General features: G+C 62.1%; 20 protein-coding genes. 17 read left to right on the top strand and 3 right to left on the bottom strand.

Annotated elements, in window-relative coordinates; genetic code table 11:
• Positions 1-6: 6 nt before the first annotated feature.
• Positions 7-957 (bottom strand): aldo/keto reductase family protein, encoded by a 951-nt coding sequence (locus tag J3481_RS08960; RefSeq protein WP_206831699.1) that lies wholly within the window; start codon positions 955-957, stop codon positions 7-9.
• Between the two features lie 127 nt (positions 958-1084).
• Between J3481_RS08960 and J3481_RS08955 the strand changes: the two genes are divergently transcribed.
• The 4 genes from J3481_RS08955 to J3481_RS08940 all read left to right on the top strand — a co-directional run bounded on the left by J3481_RS08955 (position 1085) and on the right by J3481_RS08940 (position 4445).
• Positions 1085-1837, top strand: coding sequence for a PIG-L deacetylase family protein (locus tag J3481_RS08955; RefSeq protein ID WP_206831698.1), 753 nt, complete (start codon positions 1085-1087; stop codon positions 1835-1837).
• A gap of 15 nt (positions 1838-1852) precedes the next feature.
• A complete protein-coding gene (locus tag J3481_RS08950) occupies positions 1853-3151 on the top strand; it encodes an MFS transporter (protein ID WP_206831697.1) in 1299 nt (432 codons plus the stop codon).
• A 177-nt stretch (positions 3152-3328) separates the two neighbouring features.
• Positions 3329-3628 carry a hypothetical protein gene (locus tag J3481_RS08945; RefSeq protein ID WP_206831696.1) on the top strand — a complete coding sequence of 100 codons (300 nt, stop codon included), beginning with the start codon at positions 3329-3331 and terminating at the stop codon, positions 3626-3628.
• A gap of 40 nt (positions 3629-3668) precedes the next feature.
• Positions 3669-4445, top strand: a complete 777-nt coding sequence (locus J3481_RS08940; protein WP_206831695.1) for an SDR family oxidoreductase — start codon at positions 3669-3671, stop codon at positions 4443-4445.
• On the opposite strand, the gene J3481_RS14850 is transcribed toward J3481_RS08940, so the two are convergent.
• On the bottom strand, positions 4442-4570 hold the full coding sequence (locus J3481_RS14850; protein WP_268884336.1) for a hypothetical protein: 129 nt from the start codon (positions 4568-4570) through the stop codon (positions 4442-4444). The genes J3481_RS08940 and J3481_RS14850 overlap by 4 nt on opposite strands.
• 122 nt (positions 4571-4692) lie before the next feature.
• Here J3481_RS14850 and J3481_RS08935 point away from each other — a divergent pair, with 122 nt between their 5' ends.
• Complete coding sequence (locus J3481_RS08935; RefSeq protein WP_206831694.1) at positions 4693-5613, top strand: 3-hydroxyacyl-CoA dehydrogenase family protein; 921 nt, start codon at positions 4693-4695, stop codon at positions 5611-5613.
• Here the strand turns inward: J3481_RS08935 and J3481_RS08930 are convergent.
• Entirely contained in the window at positions 5529-6974 is a 1446-nt protein-coding gene (locus J3481_RS08930; RefSeq protein ID WP_206831693.1) for a methyltransferase RsmF C-terminal domain-like protein, read from the bottom strand. The genes J3481_RS08935 and J3481_RS08930 overlap by 85 nt on opposite strands.
• Before the next feature lie 66 nt (positions 6975-7040).
• Between J3481_RS08930 and queF the strand changes: the two genes are divergently transcribed.
• From queF to J3481_RS08870, 12 genes are all read left to right on the top strand, one after another.
• Positions 7041-7394 carry a preQ(1) synthase gene (gene queF, locus J3481_RS08925; RefSeq protein ID WP_008341475.1) on the top strand — a complete coding sequence of 118 codons (354 nt, stop codon included), beginning with the start codon at positions 7041-7043 and terminating at the stop codon, positions 7392-7394.
• An 89-nt stretch (positions 7395-7483) separates the two neighbouring features.
• Positions 7484-8575, top strand: coding sequence for a YheC/YheD family endospore coat-associated protein (locus J3481_RS08920; RefSeq protein ID WP_206831692.1), 1092 nt, complete (start codon positions 7484-7486; stop codon positions 8573-8575).
• A 52-nt stretch (positions 8576-8627) separates the two neighbouring features.
• Positions 8628-8816, top strand: a complete 189-nt coding sequence (locus J3481_RS08915) for a hypothetical protein (protein WP_206831691.1) — start codon at positions 8628-8630, stop codon at positions 8814-8816.
• Between the two features lie 118 nt (positions 8817-8934).
• Entirely contained in the window at positions 8935-10086 is a 1152-nt protein-coding gene (locus tag J3481_RS08910) for an acyl-CoA dehydrogenase family protein (RefSeq protein WP_206831690.1), read from the top strand.
• Positions 10087-10094: 8 nt separating this feature from the next.
• Positions 10095-10904, top strand: coding sequence for a 1,4-dihydroxy-2-naphthoyl-CoA synthase (gene menB / locus J3481_RS08905; protein ID WP_407929327.1), 810 nt, complete (start codon positions 10095-10097; stop codon positions 10902-10904).
• Between the two features lie 41 nt (positions 10905-10945).
• Positions 10946-11698 carry an SDR family NAD(P)-dependent oxidoreductase gene (locus tag J3481_RS08900; protein WP_206831688.1) on the top strand — a complete coding sequence of 251 codons (753 nt, stop codon included), beginning with the start codon at positions 10946-10948 and terminating at the stop codon, positions 11696-11698.
• 31 nt (positions 11699-11729) lie between these two features.
• Entirely contained in the window at positions 11730-13430 is a 1701-nt protein-coding gene (locus J3481_RS08895; RefSeq protein WP_206831687.1) for a class I adenylate-forming enzyme family protein, read from the top strand.
• Between the two features lie 1109 nt (positions 13431-14539).
• Complete coding sequence (locus J3481_RS08890) at positions 14540-15739, top strand: IS256 family transposase (protein WP_206831746.1); 1200 nt, start codon at positions 14540-14542, stop codon at positions 15737-15739.
• Positions 15740-16342: 603 nt separating this feature from the next.
• Entirely contained in the window at positions 16343-17053 is a 711-nt protein-coding gene (locus J3481_RS08885) for a CoA transferase subunit A (protein ID WP_206831686.1), read from the top strand.
• Between the two features lie 28 nt (positions 17054-17081).
• Positions 17082-17744 carry a CoA transferase subunit B gene (locus tag J3481_RS08880; RefSeq protein ID WP_206831685.1) on the top strand — a complete coding sequence of 221 codons (663 nt, stop codon included), beginning with the start codon at positions 17082-17084 and terminating at the stop codon, positions 17742-17744.
• Positions 17745-17770: 26 nt separating this feature from the next.
• Complete coding sequence (locus J3481_RS08875) at positions 17771-18958, top strand: acetyl-CoA C-acetyltransferase (RefSeq protein WP_206831684.1); 1188 nt, start codon at positions 17771-17773, stop codon at positions 18956-18958.
• Positions 18959-18995: 37 nt separating this feature from the next.
• Positions 18996-19265, top strand: coding sequence for an acetyl-coenzyme A synthetase N-terminal domain-containing protein (locus tag J3481_RS08870; protein ID WP_236011462.1), 270 nt, complete (start codon positions 18996-18998; stop codon positions 19263-19265).
• The last annotated feature ends 72 nt before the right edge of the window (positions 19266-19337 follow it).

Raw genomic sequence — 19337 nt, 5'->3', positions numbered from 1 at the left:
CCGCCCTCAGTTCGCCAGCACCTGCTCGATGCTCGCCAGCACGTCCTGGCTCAGCTCGATGCCCGAGGCTTTCGCGTTCTCCTCCACCTGTTCCGGGCGGCTCGCGCCGACGAGCGCGCTCGCCACGTTCGAGAGCCTGAGGGTCCAGGCAATCGCGAGCTGCGCCAGCGAAAGGCCGGCCTCCTTGGCGATGCTCTCGAGTCGTTCGACCTTATCGAGGATGTCGTCCGTGACCTTCATGAACTGGTTCACGCCCGGAGTCGCGAGGCGTGAACCTGCGGGGGCGGGCTGACCTTTCCGGTATTTGCCCGTCAGGACGCCCTGGGCGAGCGGGGAGAACACCACTTGCCCGATGCCGGCCGTCTCGCAGATGGGGACCACGGCCGCTTCGATATACCGTTCAAACATGTTGTAGATCGGCTGACTGGCGGCAAACTTGTGCAGCCCGAGCTCGCGTTGGAGTCGGACGCCTTCGGCAATCTTGTCCGCCGGCCATTCGCTGAAACCCGCGTACAGAATCTTGCCCTGGGTGATGAGATCGTCCACGGCGCGAAGGCTTTCTTCCAGATCCGTCTCGGCGTCGTACCGGTGGAAATAAAAGATGTCGATGTACTCGACGCCAAGCGCCCTCAGGCTCTGATGGACCTGTTCGACGATGTGCTTGCGGCTGAGGCCCCGATCGTTCGGCCCTTGCCCGACCGGCCAAAACGCTTTCGTCGTGATCACGTAGCTTTCGCGGGGAAACGGGGCGAGCGCTTCGCGCATGACTTCCTCCGCCGCGTGCGGCTTCGCCCCGTAGACGTTGGCGCAGTCGAAGTGGTTGATGCCCAGTTCATACGCCTTGCGCACGCACGCGATGGCCTGTTCCCGTTCGGTCACCGTGCCGTAGGTCAGCCAGCTGCCGAGCGCAATTTCGGACACCTTCAGTCCGCTCTTTCCCAGACGACGGTATTTCATGACGCGGACACCTCCGCCCTCATTGTACTGGCTTTTTCTGCGAAGGCCAAACCGCTTTCCTTGGCACAGGAATTCTCGCGCTTGCGTCGAATCCTTGGAACGACACCACCGCGACAGGAGGATCCGCATGGATCTGCGCGCCTTGCTTGGCTTGAAACCGCTTGACGACGTGCGGTCGGCGCTCTTTGTCCAACCTCATCCCGATGACAACGAGGTCGGTGCCGGGGGAACCATCGCCAAACTCGCGGTATCGGGATGCCGCGTGGTGACCGTGACGGTCACCGATGGGCGCTGCGGCGCAACAGGCCCGATCGACCCCAACCAGCTTGCCAGGCGTCGACAGCAGGAGCTTGAGGCCGCGTGCGAAATGCTCGGCGTCCGGGAACACATCGAATTCGGTTTCGAGGATCTCGGCGCGTACACGGAAGAGGATGTGGTCGAGAAGCTCGTGCCCGTCCTGCTCGACATTCGGCCGGAGGTCGTCGTGACCGTGGATCCGTGGACGCCTTACGAGGCTCACCCTGACCATGTCAAGACCGGCCGCGCCGTGGCCCAGTGCGCCATCCGCCTCGCCAGTCTGGCCGTGCCGCAACATCCGCCCGCGTATGTTCCGCTCATGTTCGCGTTTTACGCCAGTGCGTATGCGAACACAGCCGTGGATGTCACGGAACACTGGGACATCAAACTTCGAGCCATCGAGGCGCACGCGAGTCAGTTCGCCACGCCGGAATGGCCGGCGCTCAAGGCGTTTTTCGAATACCAGTCGCGTCAGGCGGCCGTCCAATTTCTCGGCGCGTCTGGAGACGGCCGGCTGGTCGAAACGTTCAAGGTCCTATCGCCTCGGCAGCTTCACTTCTTTCCCGACGCCATCTCGAGTTGAAACGGGGGCGTACCCATGGCGCAACCTGGGCTCCATCCGCCGATCCGGCCGCGCCCGTCGATCGCCCAGAAGACGGCGTACGCGGTGAACCAAATCGGTGTGAACATCCTTTGGCAAGCGTTCAACGCCGTGGCGGTATACGACTACGTGGCGTATCACGGCGTCTCCGCCGTGCGATTGTCAAGCGGACTCATCGTGTACGGCGTGCTGAACGCCCTGTTCAACCTTGTGGCAGGTCACGTGAGCGACCGCACGCGCACGCGCTTCGGCCGACGCATTCCCTACGTCGCCGTCGCCACGGTTCCGTACGCGGTCTGCTTCGCACTTTTGTTCTCTCCTCCCCGGTTCACGGAGAACGGTCTTGTCCTCTACTTCATGGCCATGACGTTTTTGTTCGATCTCGCCTTCACGTTCACGGCCCTCAACGCGAATGCGCTCTACCCGGAGATGTATCCGGATCCGCGCGATCGAGCGTACGTCTCAGCGCTTCAACAGGTCTTCGGCATTTTGGGGCTCATCGCGGGCGTCGCGCTGTCCAAATCGCTCGGTCAAGCGCTCGGCTGGGCACGGATGGCCTGGCTGTTTGCGGCGGTGGCCGCCGGGTCCATCTACGTGTCGCTGCTCGGAAGTTTTGAGACGGGCGATCCCGGCGAGCCCTTCTCGTGGCGCGAGGCGGTGCGCGAGACGTTTCGCAACCCTGCGTTCATTCGGTACGTGATCGCCAGTTTCCTTGTCCAGTTCACCACCACGCTTTTCACCACAGCCTCCTCGTTTTACACATCGTACGTGGTGCGCCTGACTCCACTTCAAAATTCGCTCTTTCTCGGCGGCATCTTCGTCGTCGCGATGCCCGTCGCCTTTGTGTGGGCTCGCGCCGCGATTCGATATGGTGCTTCGCGCTGCGCCATGGTGGCCATCGCCATGTACGCGTGTGTGGAGGCGCTCCTTCTCGTCGACCGCTCGCCGGCTTCTGTGCTTGTAACGGGACTGTGCCTCGGCGTTCCCGTCGCGGGCTTCATGGTGCTCTTGAACATGCTTTTGGCGGAAGTGATCGATCTCGACGCAAGTCGCACGGGCCGCCGGCGCGAGGGCATGTATCTCGGCGTCAACGGATGCATCGTGCGCCTGGGGTTATCCCTGCAGTACGCCGTGATGGCCGTCTTTTTCGCGGTGTCGGGTTATCGATCAGGCGCCGCCATGCAACCGCCGAGCGCGGTGGAAGGTTTTCGGATCCTGCTCGGACTCGTGCCCGCGCTCTTTCTCGCCGGGGCTTGGATCAGCATGCGCGCCTATCAGCGCTGGCGCACGGCCTGACGCGGCGGGGGCGCACAGCCTGTCGGACAGGGCTGGCTTCGCCTGGGCAAAACCCGTACAATGAGTGGAAATTGGGTCAGGGCTTGAGCCTTTCTGTGCCGCCTCTTCCGTTTCGTCCATCCCTTGCGCTCCTTTGCTGCGTACGGTACAGCAAACGCGGCAAAGGAGGGATGGAGGATGGCGGACCTGCGTTCTATCGCGAGAAACTACATCGGCAGGCCGGTCGTCGTGTATACGCACAGCGGCGTGCACCGCGGCGTGCTCCATCACGTCGACGATCGCGGCCTGTATCTCCGCGCGTATCGTCCAGGTGCGCGCCTTGCGGGATTCACAGGCGAGGAAGACCTGCGCACGCTTGATCAAGTGCCGCAATCGCTCGACGCAGAGACGGCGTGGTGGCTCTGGCCGCTGATTTTCATTCCATGGGCTGTGGCTTTGGCGCTTGCACTTTGGTGGTGGGGACCCTGGTGGTGGTGAGGGCTCCCCTCCCACCTCACGCTCGAAAGGAGGACAGGCTGTGGCGAAAGTGGTGTTCATCACGTCCGGCGCAAAAGGGCTTGGCCACAGCATGGTGCGCACACTTGCGAAATCCGGTTGGGACGTGGCGTTTACATACGGAAGAAGCCACCAGGAGGCGGTGGCCCTCGCGCGGCAGGTGGAAAGCGACGGGCGCCGGGTCCTGCCGATTCACTGCGATCTGTTTGATCGCGATGCCATTCAGGCCGCCGTGGCCGCGGCGAAAGACGCTCTCGGCGGGATCGACGCCGTTGTCCACAATTTCGGTCCATTTGTGTTTGAGCGAAGGCCGCTTGCGGATTACGACGACGAGATGTGGAGCCGGATGATGGACGGAAATCTCACGAACTTCTTCTGGCTCTACCGGGCGACCGTCCACGACATGCGCGCGAAGCGGTTTGGCCGCTTCGTCACCGTGGGCTACGACGGCGCGGGCGAGGCGCGGGGATGGCGGTTTCGCGCCGCATACGCGGCGGCCAAGTCCGGTTTGGCGGCCCTCACCCGGTCCATCGCGCGCGAGGAGCGCGGATACGGGATCACGGCCAACATGGTCTGTCCCGGCGATATCCGCGGCGAGGACAAGATGCGGATGATCGAAGAGGTCAAGGATGTGCGCACGGAAGAAGGATTGCGGCCGCCGGTCGGAGAAGACGTAGCGCGCGCGGTGGAGTGGTTTTTGCGGGAAGACAGCCAGGAGGTCAATGGCACTGTCCTCGAGGTGACCGGCGCCCGCGAAATTGTGGCCAAGGATTCCTTTCCGCGCAGGCCGGAGCCTTAGGGCTTGGTCTCGTCGTTTGCCCGATCGCGCTGTTTCAACGATCGCCTGAGGCCGTCCGAGAGCCGCCAGGTGAGGTACGCGGCGAAGCAGGCCGCGGCGATGAGATAGCCGGTGCTGTCGCGCATCCAGACTCCTCCTCCCAAGGGGGATGGGTCGTGATTCAGCATTTTACAGGGTTCGATTTGCTCGCTCTTCCTATGCAATCGAAGGGAACCGCCTGAACCTGCGGGCGGAAGGAGGAAGGTCGGTGGACGTTCAATCCGTCGGAGTCATTGGCGCGGGTTTCATCGGCCGCGGCGTCGCCATGGCGGCCGCGTTGGGCGGCATGCGCGTGCATTTGTACGACACAAACGAAGACGTGCTCGAGCGCTCGCTCCTCCACATGGGTCAGAGGCTGGCGGCGCGTTCGCGGCACTACGGATTGACGCCGGGCGAGATGGAGGAGGTTCTGCGGCGCATCCGCACTGTGTCACGGCTTGAAGCTGCCTGCGAGGTCGATCTCGTCGTCGAGGCGATTCCCGAGGATTTTGGGGCCAAGGTCGCCTTGTGGCGCGAGGTTGACCGATTTGCCCCGAGTCAAGCCGTGTTGGCGACCACCACCTCCACATTCTCCATCACGGAACTGTCGGGTGCGACGTCCCGGCCGGAGTGGTTTTTGGGCTTGCATTTTCCCCAGCCGCCCACCTCGTCGAGGGTGGTCGAGGTGGTGCGGGGGTATGTGACATGCGAGGAGGCGCATGATCTCGCGCTTAGGTTCTGCAAGCGCGCCGGGCTCACGCCCATTCAGACCATCGACGTGCCGCCGTTTCTCGTGCAGCGGCTTCTCATCCCGTTCATTCACGAGGGCATTCGCGCGCTGCAAGAGGGTGTCGCCGCCGCGAGCGATATCGACGAAGCGATGCGCCTCGCGCTTCAACATCCCGTCGGTCCCTTGCAACTGGCCGACCGCATGGGGCTCGATCACGTCCTGGCCATCAGCGAAAAACTCGCGCGTGAGACGGGAGACAGCCGCTATCTCCCGCCTCGCCTCCTGCGCCAGATGGTCCGCGCGGGCAAGCTCGGCCGCAAGAGCGGAGAGGGGTTTTACGTATACGACGAAGATGCGGCAACTTCCTCCGCAAGCGCCGCGAGTGATTCGATGCGCGTGGAGCGAAGGCCCCTCGGGTAAAGGTTGTTGAGCCGCCCCGGCGCACGTTTCGCGAAGCCGAGGTGAAATCCCTCGTGTGCCACGGCGCAGAAGGCTGTCTCCTCGCTCACATCCCCGGGCGCGGCGAGAGGTTCGCCCGCAAGGTAACGGATGGCGGTCTCCTCGTCGATCTCGACCGTCGCGCGGAAACCACCAGGCGGAATCAGCCGGGACGCCGCGTGGTGCGGCACATACACCCGCCCCTTTCGCTCGGCGAGCGGCGGGCCGGGCCGAAGGACGCGCAGGCCGGGTGCGGCGAGATCGCCCAGCACGTCGGCGAACACGACGTTTTTGTTCCCGGTCGTCCGGCGCCAAGAGGCCGGAATGGCCGTCACGAACGACTCGAGCCACGCTTCCCACGCCTTGTTCGCGCCCGGGTGCGCCGAGCTCTTGGATCGTCTGCGGGGTTGGTCAGACACGGGTTCGCACAGTCGAAGTCGCGCCACAAAGTGTCCCTCGCCTCGGCCCAGATGGGGCCACAGTCTCCTCGCGCGCCGGAGTTCCGGTCGATCCGCCGCCCAATCGGCGCGGGCCGGTTGCCATTCGGGCCATTCCGGCAACGGCTCCAGCTCGACGGGAAAATGATCGAGAAGCCATAACACCACCTGCTCATTTTCCAGCGGGTTCAGCGTGCAAGTCGAATACACCAGCCGGCCTCCCGGCTTGAGCATGTTCAGGGCATGCGTCAGGATGTCCTTTTGCAGCGCCTGAAACCGTTCCGGGGCATCTGGCCTCCACTCCGCGCGCACGGCCGGATCCTTGCGAAACATGCCTTCACCGGAGCAGGGCGCGTCCACGATGATGGCGTCGAAAGCCTGCGGCCACGCCTCCGCGAGCTGGGAGGGCGATTCGTTCGTGATGGCGCACGGCGCGCCGACTCGCTCCGCGTTCTCGGCGAGGGCGAGGACGCGATCGCGGTGAATGTCGTTGGCCACCATCTGTGCGCCGCCGCGGCGCGCGGCCAAGAGTGCCGCGTACGTCGTCTTGCCGCCAGGCGCGGCACAGAGATCGAGGATCCGCTCTCCCGGCCTCGGATCGAGCGCCACCGCCACCGCCATCGCGGACGGATCCTGCAGGTAGAATGCGCCGGCCTGGTGAAGCACGGTATACCCCAGCGACGGGCCTTGGGCGAGGTAGAAGCCGTCCTCCGTCCACGGGACGCGATCGCGCAGGAACGGCGCAAGGCTCGCGGGCAACGAGCCGTTCGGCTTCGCGACCGCGGCATAGCGCAGACCGCGCCACGGCCTGCCGGAAAGCGCGGACAGCAGGTGGTCCGCTTCGGCGCCAAGCCAATGTGTCATTTGCGCTGCAAATGCTGCGGGAATTTCAGGTGGAAAACGCACCCGTTGTGCCTCCTCGCTTGTCCGCCTAAGGTTCGAACGGTAGAATGCCAAAGGGGTGAGATCTCCATGTTGAACCAGCCTTCGAAGACGCTTGTGACCGTGCCGAATCCCCATCCGGATCGCCGATACACGGTCGAAATGGAGACGCAGGAGTTCACGACGCTGTGCCCCATGACGGGTCAGCCGGACTTCGCGACGATTTACATTCAGTATGAGCCGGATCAGAAACTCGTGGAGCTCAAATCGCTGAAGCTGTACCTCTGGAGCTACCGCAACGAGGCCAGCTACCACGAGGACTGCGTCAACCGCATTCTGAACGACTTCGTGGCCGCCGCGGAGCCGCATTACGCCAAGGTGGTCGGCGATTTCACCATTCGCGGCGGGATTCACACCAAGGTGACCGTAGAATACCGCAAATGATCGAAAAACGCGATCGCGCCCAAGCGGTCGCGTTTTTCGCGCGAATCGGGGCCTCTCGCATACCATGGATTGAATGCGAGGGGATTTGCGTGGCGGACTATCCAGACGGCTTGTGGCTCGGCATCGCCTCGACCGCGGTTCCGCGAGACGGCCGCCGCAGGTGGCGCCCCGGCGTGCATTATCGCCGGATCGCGCGGGCGGCCAGGCGCCACGGCATGCGCGTTTGTCTGTTTGATCCGGGACGGCAGGCGGAGTGGTCGCGAATTTCGGCGTATGTACCTGTCGATTCAAACCGACCGGACGGCGACTGGGAGCCTGCGTCGCTCCGGTTTCCTGACGTCATTTATGAGAACGTCTACGTCCACCTGGCGGTCAAGGGCTACAGCGCGGCACTCAGGGCGCAGGCGCGCCGCCGCGGCGTGCCGCTTTTCAATCCCATGCTTCCGGGCAAATGGCAGATGGTCGGTTTCCTCCGCCGGGCACAGCTCCACCACCTCGTGCCCGAGACCGAGATGCTGACGACCGCTGACGCGCTTTGGCGGGCGCTCGAACGTTGGCGGATCGTCTATGTGAAGCCGAGCGGCGGATACGGGGGTGTCAACGTGCACCGTCTCGAGCTTCTGGCGGACGGCCGCGTGAGGATGCGCGCGGACCGCCGAGGCGGACGGGTCAGGGCGTGGGAGCGGGTGGTGGATCGCCGTCGCCTCGCCGACTTCGTCCAGTCTTTGCGCGGGCGGTATTTGGTGCAACGAGGGCTCCGCCTGTTTCGCGTCAACGGGCGAAGGGTCGATTTTCGCGTGGTCCTGCACCGGGATCATCAAGGCGAATGGCAACTGATTGGCATTGTCCCAAAGATGGCCGCGCCCGACGGCGTGGTGACGAACATCATCGCGGGAGGCGAGCGGTGGACGCTAGAGAAACTGGAGTCCGCGGCGAAGCGGGAAGGCAAGGAGGTGCCGGTCGGCGATCTCGTCCGCGCCGCCAAGTCCATCGCCGAGGCGTTGTCCCGCCGGTATGAAACCGTCGGACTCGTCGGCTTCGACATGGCCGTGGAGGAGGACGGGCACGTCTGGATGATCGAGATGAATCCCAAACCCGCCCGCTCCCTCCTCGATCGGCCGATGCTGGAAAAGCTGGCCGCCTGCCAGGCGGGCTTCGCGCACTGGCTTGCGCACCGCTGAGGCTCTGTCACGGCGAGAGGACGCGGTACGATTCGAGCCATGAGGTGTGCCCATGGAACATTCCATCGCCGCGTGGGTGCGCGCCGCCGCCAGCCAGTCGTGCCATCGATATGCACACGCATCTGTTTCCGGCCTCCATCTCGGCCTGTGGCGCTCGGATAACGATCACGTCCTCACGCACTACCGATTGCGGCAGAGATGGCGCGTGACGCGGGACGAGATCGACCTGAATCATATTTAAATTTGGAAAATAATAAGTAAGGAAATGAGGTAGTAAGGCTCTTGACGCTCTCCATAGCTGCGACAACGCAAGTCTCTTCTTCATCAAACCGGCATCTACTCGAAGGGAGGTGCCAGGAGTGGACTTCCGGTTCACGGAGGAGCAGGAGCAACTGCGGGCGGTTCTTTGCGAATTTGCGCGTCGAGAGTTACTTCCGCATTATGCCGAATGGGATCGGACTGGCGCGTTTCCGCGCCATCTCTGGCGGGAGATGGGGAGGCTCGGGCTCACGGGTCTCCGGGTGTCACCGCAATACGGCGGGAGTGGGGCCGATTGTGTGACGACCGGGATCGCTGCGGAGGAAATTGCTCGCGGCGATTTCAACGCGGCATACGCGGTCATGCTGAACGCGTTGCTCGCCGAAGTGCTCGAAGCGCATGCATCGGACGCCGTCAGGCGCGAATGGCTTGCACCGATGGCGTCTGGCGAGCGCCTCGTCGCGATTGCGATCACGGAACCTGGTGCTGGGTCAGATGTCGCGAATCTAGCTGCGCGCGCGGTGCGAGATGGCGATCGATATATCATTACCGGCGAGAAGTCCGGCATCTCGCTTGCATCGGTGGCCGATGCCTTTGTCGTCTTCGCCAAGACGCAGGCTGACGCTGGCGCGCGCGGTGTAAGCGCCTTTCTAGTGCCGCGGGAAACGCCCGGCGTCGAGGTTCACCGCTATAAGGACATGGGCAACGTCGCCATTGGGCGCGGATCGGTGTTTTTCGATCACGTTGAGGTCGCGACCGACTACCGCATCGGCGAGGAAAATCGGGCGTTCTACCAGCTCATGAAGGGCTTCGATCTCAGCCGCGTCCTCATCTGCCTGCAGTGCCTCGGCGCGGCCATGCAGTCCCTGGACGAAACGGCGGAGCACGTTAAGCGCAGGCATGCCTTCGGCCGGCCACTCGCACAGTTTCAGGGCGTTGCGTTCCCGCTGGTGGAATATTACACGAAACTTGAGATGATTCGCTGGTTCAGCTACCGGGCGCTGTGGTTGCGCGATCGCGGCTTGCCGCACACGAAAGAGGCTTCCATGTGCAAGTGGCTCGGTCCTCAAGTGGCAGCGCAGGCCATCCACGAGAGCATCCTGCTCCATGGACATTACGGCTACACGAAGGATCTGCCACTCGAGCAACGCCTGAGAGACGTGATCGGCCTGGAGATCGGCGATGGGACCGCGCAGACGCAGAAGATCGTGATCGCTCGCGAATGGCTGGGCAAGCCGTACAAACCACGTTGAAGGGGGCGATGGGGGTGTCGTACCGGGACATTCTCTATGAGAAGCGAGACGGGATCGCGAAGATCACCATCAACAGGCCGGAGGTGTTGAACGCATTTCGATCGCTCACGGTGCGCGAGATGATCGACGCCTTCCGGGACGCATGGGACGACCAGACGGTTGGCGTCGTGGTGCTGACGGGCGCGGGCGATCGCGCGTTTTGCACGGGTGGCGATCAGAAGGATCGCGACAGCGAGGGCTACACGGGCACAGGCGGCGGCCTGGAGGAGGGGATCGGGCTTGAGATCGAGACGCTTCACGGGCTCATCCGCAACATCCCCAAGCCCGTGATCGCAGCTGTGAACGGCTACGCCATAGGCGGCGGACACGTATTGCACGTCCTCTGCGATCTGACGATCGCGTCCGATCGTGCGAAATTCGGCCAGGTGGGGCCGAAGGTAGGCAGCTTCGACGCAGGCTACGGAAGCGCTTATCTCGCCCGCGTCGTGGGCGAGAAGAAGGCGCGGGAGCTCTGGTTCCTGTGCGAGCAGTATACGGCCGAGGAAGCGCTTGAGATGGGCCTCGTCAACAAGGTGGTCCCACACATTCAACTGATGCAAGAGGTCGAAGTGTGGTGCCAGAAAATCCTCGACAAGAGTCCGACGGCGCTCAAGTTTCTGAAGTACTCGTTTAACGCCGATTCGGCGAACATCGACGGAATCACGCGCCTTTCGATGGCTTCTCTCGCCATGTACTACCGTTCGGAGGAGGCTCTCGAGGGCCTTCAGGCCTTCAAGGAAAAGCGCAAGCCCGACTTTCGAAAGTTTCGCCATCGCTGATCGCACCTGACGGCAGACGGGCGGAGCAAGGGGGAAGTGGTATGCGACTTGAGGATCGAGTCGCCATCGTGACGGGCGGGGCACGCGGCATCGGTCGGGCGATCTGCGAGCGGCTCGCGGAAGAGTGTGCGCTGGTTGCGGTGGTCGATCTCGACTTGGAGGGCGCCCGCGACACGAGCGATCGCCTGCGCGCCATGGGCCGTTCATCTGTTGCCATTCGAGCCGATGTCACGCGCAGGGCAGAGGTCGACGTCATGGTGCAGGCCGTGGTCGACGCGTTTGGGCGCATCGACGTGCTCGTGAACAACGCCGGGTGGGACCGGATGGAGCTCTTTCTCGACAGCCAAGAGGAGACGTGGGAGAAAATCCTCGCCATCAACCTGAAGAGCGTGCTCTACACGTGCCACGCGGTGCTACCGCACATGATCGGGCGCGGGTACGGCAAGGTGGTGAACATCGGTTCCGACGCGGCCCGCGTGGGCTCCACGGGCGAGGCGGTGTATTCGGCGGCGAAGGGCGGCGTGATTGCATTTTCGAAGACGCTCGCCCGCGAGATGGCAAGATATCGCGTCAACGTGAACGTGGTGTGCCCGGGCCCGGCCAACACGCCGCTGTTTCAGGAGATCGCGGCGCAAAACGAGAAGCTGGCGGCCTCGCTGGAGAAGGCCATCCCCTTCCGGCGACTGGCAGAACCGAGTGACATCGCGAACGCGGTCGCGTTCCTGGCCTCGGACGAGGCCTCGTACATCACCGGGCAGACGCTGAGCGTGTCCGGCGGCCTGACCATGGCATGAGGTCCGGTGCTATTCCGGAGGTGATGGGGTCGTGCAAGGCAAATGGGAAGCCAGTCTCGAGCGCCTCGTGTCGCGGGACGACGTCTGGATGACCCGCGATCACGTCGAGGCTCACGTGCGGGCGGGCCGGTGGACTAAGGAGACTTTCCTGGACTTTCTCACTCTGCACGCGGAGAGGACGCCGGACGCTTCAGCCGTGATCGACGAAGATGGAACTGTAACAACGTACCAGGAACTTGAGGATGCGTCGAATCGGTTTGCGCTTGGGCTTCTCTCGTTGGGGATAGGCCCGGGCGATCGCGTCGCCCTTCAGTTGCCCAACACGCAAGAGTTCTTGGTGGCGCTGCTCGGCACCGCGAAGGCGGGTGCGGTGTCTGTCCTGTACCACATGCCGTACACCGAACACGATCTCTCGTATATCCTCCAGCTGACGGCGCCCAAAGTCGCTGTTGTCATGGCGGCGTACCGCGATCGGGACTACATCTCGCTCATGCGGCGCGCCGCAGAGGGGGCGGGGTGCGCTTTAACCTTGGTTGCCGTGCCTCATGCGCCCGGGGGCGAGGCGATCTCGTACGAAGAGATCCTTCACTCACAATCGGGCGCTTCGGCCGCGGCGCTCGCCGACGTGCGGCCCGTCGCGATCGATCCCTTTTTCGTGATGTTCACCTCGGGCACGACGGGGCGGCCGAAGGCGGAGATCCATCTGCACGCGAACAATCTGTACTGGATCCGTCAGATTAACCAGACCGCGCAGTTCGAGCCAGCGGCCAAGTGGCTCATCGTAACGCCCATCGCACACCTCACGGGGCTCGGAATTGGGTGCCTCGGGGCGCTTTACCGCGGGGCGCCGGTGGCGTTGCTCACTTCCTGGGACGTTCGGCGAGCCATCGCCATGCTGCGCCGCGAGCAGCCGACGTATCTCCTCGGTGCCACGCCCATGCTCGTCGATCTCGCCCACGCCGACGATCTGACCACGTCGTCGGTGCCATCCATCCGGGGTATTGTGTACGCTGGCGCGACCTGTCCGGCCGAGATCCTGAAGGCGCTTCACACCAAGCTCGGCGCCGACATCTTCGCTTGCTACGGCTACACCGAGGGCGGGGTTACGCACATCACGCGACCAGGGGACGGGATCGACGTCACGAGCGTGTCGTTTGGCAAGTGTCTGGACGGTCTCGACGATCAGGTGGTGGATGACAAAGGGCATCGGCTCGAGCCGCCGTGCGAGGGAGAGCTCTGGGTTCGGGGTGCCAGCATGATCCCTGGATACTACCGCCAGCCGGAGAACACAAGGCGGATGTTTGACGACGAAGGATGGTTTCATTCAGCCGACATCGTGCGGGTGGATGCAACAGGTTACTGCACGTTCGTCGCCCGGCGAGACGACCTCATCAACCGCGGCGGCTACAAGATCGATCCGCGTGCCATCGAGGAGGTCCTGTATACGCATCCGCGCGTCGGGCAGGCGGCCGTCGTCGCGATGCCGGACGAACGTCTCGGGCAGCGGGCCGCGGTGTTTATCGTGCCCAAGCAGCCGGGCGACATTCTGACGCTGGAGGAGATTCAGGCGTTTCTGCGCGATCGCGGCGTGAGCAAGTCGCACTGGCCCGAGGCCGTGCAGATGATCGAACGCATCCCCATGACGAGCACGGGCAAGTTTCAGCGTTTCGCTCTGCGGGAGCTTGCGCAGCACCTTCGCCCGGGCGCGGGCGGTAAGGCCGAGCGAAGCTGAGCGCTGGCGAGGCGAGAATCCCGCCTCGTAAGTGCGACGTCGGCGATGCGTTTACCCGAGCGCGACGGTGCGTTGTGGTGCTTTCAGCTGGCTCCGCGGAAGGACACCTTTGTGTGCTCTGGACGGAAGGAGACGAGCGGAAAATCCCTTTCAAAGGCGGGTTTTCTATACTGCTTTTCGCAAACCAACTGCTAAAAATACCCATTTAAAACCGGGTGCGTAACCGTCAAACTTATGACACAGGGTTTTCCGCCTCTCCGTCCTTAAAAATGGTCTCCTCAAGCACAGCGGGGGGTTGTGTATACATGGCCCTGTGTTTCATCATGAGAGGCCGCGAAGAATTCTGCGGATCGAACCTCGAACACGAGGGCTGCAGGCACTACACGAGTGATCCACAGGTCCCACGAACCTGCATGGGCAAAGGGTTCGTGGGTCTTTGTATGACTACGAAGTGTCGAAGTCGGGTGTTCGGACGACGGGGATTTCCATCGAGGCGTTCGGGTGGTTTGACGGCGCATCGGTTTGCGCACGGCTTGACTGCTGGGGGAACGGCATGGGCACCTCCCATAGCTGCGATCGCTGACGGAGTATCTCTACTTAGTGGCACTGTCGCAGCTGTAACGGATACTTATTTCTTCGCTCGTAAAGAGGTCGGTCTTACGACAGTTATACTCGATGGTGTTGCTTTAATTCCTGGAGTGAGTATTGTCAAGGAAGGGATGGGCTTTTTTGATAAGTTTCAATTGCAGAATATCATGCATTCCATCCAGTATGCCTCAAGTGAATTTTCTCATATGTCTGATGATGAGGCGTGGGACGTCATCAGAGGGACTCATTTGGATTTGGGAGGGGCGATTGTTTCAACTGGAAGTAGCTTGGCCTCCAATAACGCTGAGGCACACGATAAGTCACGTAGATTGCCAAACGAAGGAGGTAGTTGGTTCAGTTGTGAGATCGAGAGCTGCACGAGAGATGTACAATGTGTACCGATGTGGAATTGGGCGAGAGTGTAAAATGAACTGTGTAAACTCCCCAGACTCAAATGCGGGAGTCTACATGGGGAGTGAAGCAAAGTGGAAAACAAGAAGAAGCTTTTTTCCAAGGAACAGGTGCGTCAATACATTCGCGACGGGCATCTCAAAGACCTGAGCGACGTGCAGGCCATGCTGAAGGATTTGTTCGCGACGGCAGTCCAAGAGATGCTCGAAGCGGAAATGGACACGCATCTGGGCTACGCCAAATATGACACGAAGAGCAAAGACACAGACAACGCCCGCAACGGCCATGGCGCAAAGCGCACCGTGCAATCGGAGCTTGGCGATATTGAAATCGCCCTGCCCCGAGACCGCAAGGGTGAATTCGATCCCGTTGTGGTGCAGAAGCGCCAAAAGCGCATGCCAAGCATCGAGGATCAGGTCATCGCTCTGTATGCTCGAGGCTTCAGCACCCGGGATATTCAAGACCATCTCCATCAGATTTACGGCGTCGAGATTTCGCCGACGCTCGTGTCGAACCTCACGGATCGCCTCTTGCCTCGAATTCAGGAGTGGCAGAATCGGCCCCTGCATCCCGTCTACGCAGTGGTCTTCCTGGATGCCATTCACTACAAAGTGCGTGAAGAAGGCCACATCGTCAACAAGGCTGCTTACATGGTCCTTGGCGTCGACTTAGAAGGCCGCAAGGATGTCTTGGGCATCTGGATCGGCCAGAGTGAGTCCTCGAAGTTCTGGCTGGGCGTCTTGAATGACCTGAAGGCGCGCGGAGTACAGGATGTGCTGGTGTTCTCGACGGACAACCTGAAAGGCTTCAGTGAAGCCATCGCGGCCTGCTTCCCGCAATCGGACATCCAGAAATGCATCGTGCACCAAATTCGCAATTCGCTTCGATACGTGTCGTACAAAGACTTCAAAGCGGTCTCTGCCGCGTTGAAGCCGATTTACCAAGCGCCAACGGAGGAAGCGGCGCGAATGGAGCTTGAGAAGTTCGAAGAAACCTGGGGTGCACGCTATCCACTGTGCGTAAAGTCATGGCGGGACAACTGGTCGGAGTTGGCGACGTTCTTCCGCTATCCGGTCGAGATGCGACGCATCATGTATACGACGAACATCATCGAGGGCTACCACAGGCAACTTCGCAAGGCGACGAAAGGCAAGAGCATGTTCCCCAACGATGAATCCTTGCTGAAGATGCTGTATTTGGCGACGATGGAGGTGACACAGAAGTGGACGATGCGGGTGACCCATTGGGGCACGATCCTAGGGCAGCTGGCCATCTACTTCGGAGACCGAGTGACGCCGTATCTTCCATAAGGCATTAGGTGGCATGCCCCACGGTGTGTGGCCTGCCACGTCTCACCAGGATGGCAGCCCAACATCGGCTGTCAAGGCTGGGACGCGTACCTTGACAGCCTGGCAGAGTGCCTCAGGTCGGGGCCAAGACGATCACCCGAAAATTCTTGATACGGAGTTTACACAGTTCTCTTGACACACCCAATTGGGCTTGTAGGAACCGTGTTTGGCTTTGCTTTATTAAATCTCATTCCATGGGTTCATAATCATTTGGTTTGGGAGTTGTGGTGGATATCTACATCAATAATGACTTTGTGTGCCGTATTAATATGTGTCTTCCTCGTCCGGTTCTTGACTTTTTATAAAGAGGGCTTATAAATCTTTGCGTGCCCTCCATTCCCCTCTTGAGTGAGAGTCCACATGTGCACAGGTCGGGGTTCATGTCCCATTGTGTGCGTTGCGGCCGTCCGCTGCGCTCGCCGTCCAGCATCCCCCGCGGTGCTGTGCCTGCGTTGCCTCTCCCTGTCTAGCGAGGCTCCTTGTCGATCTGTTAGAATGAAAACGCTTACGTTTATCTCGGTCAACGACGGCGTGTTGTGCCATCGTCGGATGGGAGTGGAGTGCATGCGTTCACAGAAGGTGTACGAATCGGCGGAGGCGGCTGTCGCGGACATCCCCGACGGGGCGACGCTCTTGGTTGGCGGCTTCGGACTTTGTGGCATTCCCATGGCGCTCATCCAGGCCCTTCGGGAGCGAGGCGTGTCCCAACTCGTCTGCGTCAGCAACAACTGCGGTGTCGACGACTGGGGCCTCGGCATCCTGCTTCAGACGCGGCAGATTCGCAAGATGGTGTCGTCCTACGTGGGCGAGAACAAGACGTTCGAACGCCAGTTTTTAAGCGGGGAACTCGAGGTGGAGCTGGTTCCGCAGGGCACGCTGGCGGAGCGCATCCGCGCAGGAGGGGCGGACATCCCCGCGTTCTACACCGCGACGGGCGTTGGTACCTCCGTGGCGGAGGGCAAGGAGGTCCGCGAGTTCGACGGGCGCGAATACGTGCTCGAACGGGCCATCACGGGCGATTTCGCCCTCATCAAGGGCTGGAAGGCCGACAAGCTCGGCAACGTCATCTACCACGAGACGGAGCGCAACTTCAATCCCGTCATGGCCACGGCCGCGAAGGTCACCATCGTCGAGGTGGAGGAACTCGTGGAACCGGGCGAGCTCGATCCCAACTTCATTCACACGCCGAGCATCTACGTGCACCGGATTGTCGTGAATCCGAATCCCGTCAAGCGGATCGAACGGCGGACCGTCCGCTCGCGTCCGCAGGCGTGACGCCGCGCGAAGGAAAGGATGATGGTGGATGCCGCTCACGCGCGATCAGATCGTCCGCAGGGCCGTTCAGGAAATTCGAGACGGCGACTATGTGAATCTCGGCATCGGCATGCCGACGCTCGCGGCCAACTATCTCGATCCCAGCCGCGGCGTGATGCTTCACTCCGAAAACGGATTGCTCGGCATCGGCCCCTACCCTTACGAGGGCGAAGAGGATCCGGATCTCATCAATGCAGGCAAGGAAACGGTCACTGCGGTGCCGGGCGCCGCGTTCTTTGACAGCGCCGAATCGTTTGCCATGGTCCGCGGCGGCCATATTGACATCGCGATCCTCGGCGCCATGGAGGTCTCGGAGTTTGGCGATCTCGCCAACTGGATGATACCCGGGAAGATGGTCAAGGGCATGGGCGGCGCGATGGACCTCGTGCACGGCGCCAAGCGCGTGGTCGTGACGATGGAACACGTGAACAAGGATGGCGAGCCGAAGATCCTGAAAACTTGCCGCCTGCCGCTCACCGGCCGGAGAGTGGTGCACCGAATCATCACGGACTATGCCGTGATCGACGTGACGGAAAAGGGGCTTGTGTTGCGCGAGGTCGCGCCCGGGCACACCGTCGAAGATGTGCAGCGCATCACAGAGCCCGAGCTCCACGTCCCGCCGGAAGGCGTGAAGATGATGTCCATCGATTGACGACGGGTGAGTGGGAGGAATGCAGCGTGCAAGAGGTGGTCATTGCGGGGGCGGTTCGGACGCCCATCGGAACGTTTCAAGGCAGCCTCGCGCCTCTATCCGCGCCCGACCTTGGAGCGGCCGTCATCCGCGAGGCGCTGCGGCGCGCGGGCGTGGCCCCCGAAGCCGTGGACGAAGTGATGATGGGCAACGTCCTGCAGGCCGGTATCGGCCAGAATCCGGCGCGGCAAGCCGCGATGCGCGCCGACCTGCCGAAGGAGATCCCATCGACGACGGTCAACATGGTGTGCGGATCTGGCCTCAAGTCGGTGATGCTCGCGGCGCAAGCCATTCGCGCGGGCGACGCGAAGGTCATGGTGGCGGGCGGCATGGAGTCCATGTCGAACGCGCCCTATCTGCTCCCGGGGGCGCGCGACGGCTACCGCATGGGCCATCGCGAAGTGGTCGACAGCATGATCCGCGACGGGTTGTGGTGCGCGTTTTGTGACATTCACATGGGCGTCACCGCTGAAAACGTGGCCAATCGCCACGGCATCAGCCGCGAGGATCAGGACCGGTTTGCGCTTCGAAGCCAGATGCGCGCCAAGGAAGCGATCGAGGCAGGGCGATTTCAGGAGGAGATTGTGCCCGTGATGGTGCCCCGGCGCAAGGGCGATCCGGCTTTCGTCGATCGCGACGAACACCCGCGCTCCGATACGACGTACGAAGCTCTGGCAAAGCTCCGGCCGGCGTTTCAGGCGGACGGCACGGTGACGGCTGGCAACAGTTCGGGCATCAACGACGGCGCCGCAGCCATGCTCGTGCTCGCGCGGGATCGCGCCGAGGAATTGGGTGTGAAGCCCATGGCGCGCATCGTGAGTTATGCGAGCGTGGGACTCGATCCGAGCGTCATGGGTCTTGGGCCGATCGAGGCCACGGGCAAGGCGCTGAGCCGTGCGGGGCTGTCCGTCGAGGATCTGGACCTGATTGAGGCCAACGAAGCCTTTGCCGCCCAGGCGCTCGCCGTGGCCAGAGCGCTGTCGTTCCCGGACGACAAGCTGAATGTGAACGGCGGCGCCATCGCGCTCGGTCACCCCATCGGCGCGAGCGGGGCCAGGATTCTGGTCACGCTCCTGTACGAGCTCGAGCGACGGGGCGGCCGCTACGGCCTGGCCACGCTGTGCATCGGCGGAGGACAGGGCGTGGCCATGGTCGTGGAGCGCCTTGCGCGATGATTCTGCCGCACGTCCATCACCTCGAGGAGGGGTTCTCATGGCAGACGAAGTGTTGAGCATGATCGCGGCCGCAAAGCTCATTCCGCCACCGGAGGCGTATGCCGCTCGTTCGTACCTCAGGAATTTCGACGACTATCGCGCGAAGTACCAGGCGTCCATCGACGATCCGGCGGCGTTCTGGGACGAAGTGGCGGACGAGTTGGTTTGGCAGCAGCGCGGCAAAACGGTGATTGCGGGCGAACTTCCGGATTTTCAGTTTTTTCCCGGAAGCTATATCAATCAGGCGCTATGCAGTTGCTCTCAATAACTGGTTGTTTTCTGGGTCAAACCATGTCAATTCCAATCGTTTGGGCCAAAACTTGTCGATGAGGCTTGCGCA

The sequence above is a fragment of the Alicyclobacillus fructus genome (genome assembly GCF_017329605.1).
Classification (GTDB): domain Bacteria; phylum Bacillota; class Bacilli; order Alicyclobacillales; family Alicyclobacillaceae; genus Alicyclobacillus; species Alicyclobacillus fructus.
Note: the sequence above shows the minus strand (reverse complement) of the source record. Positions and strands in the feature narration are given on the sequence as shown.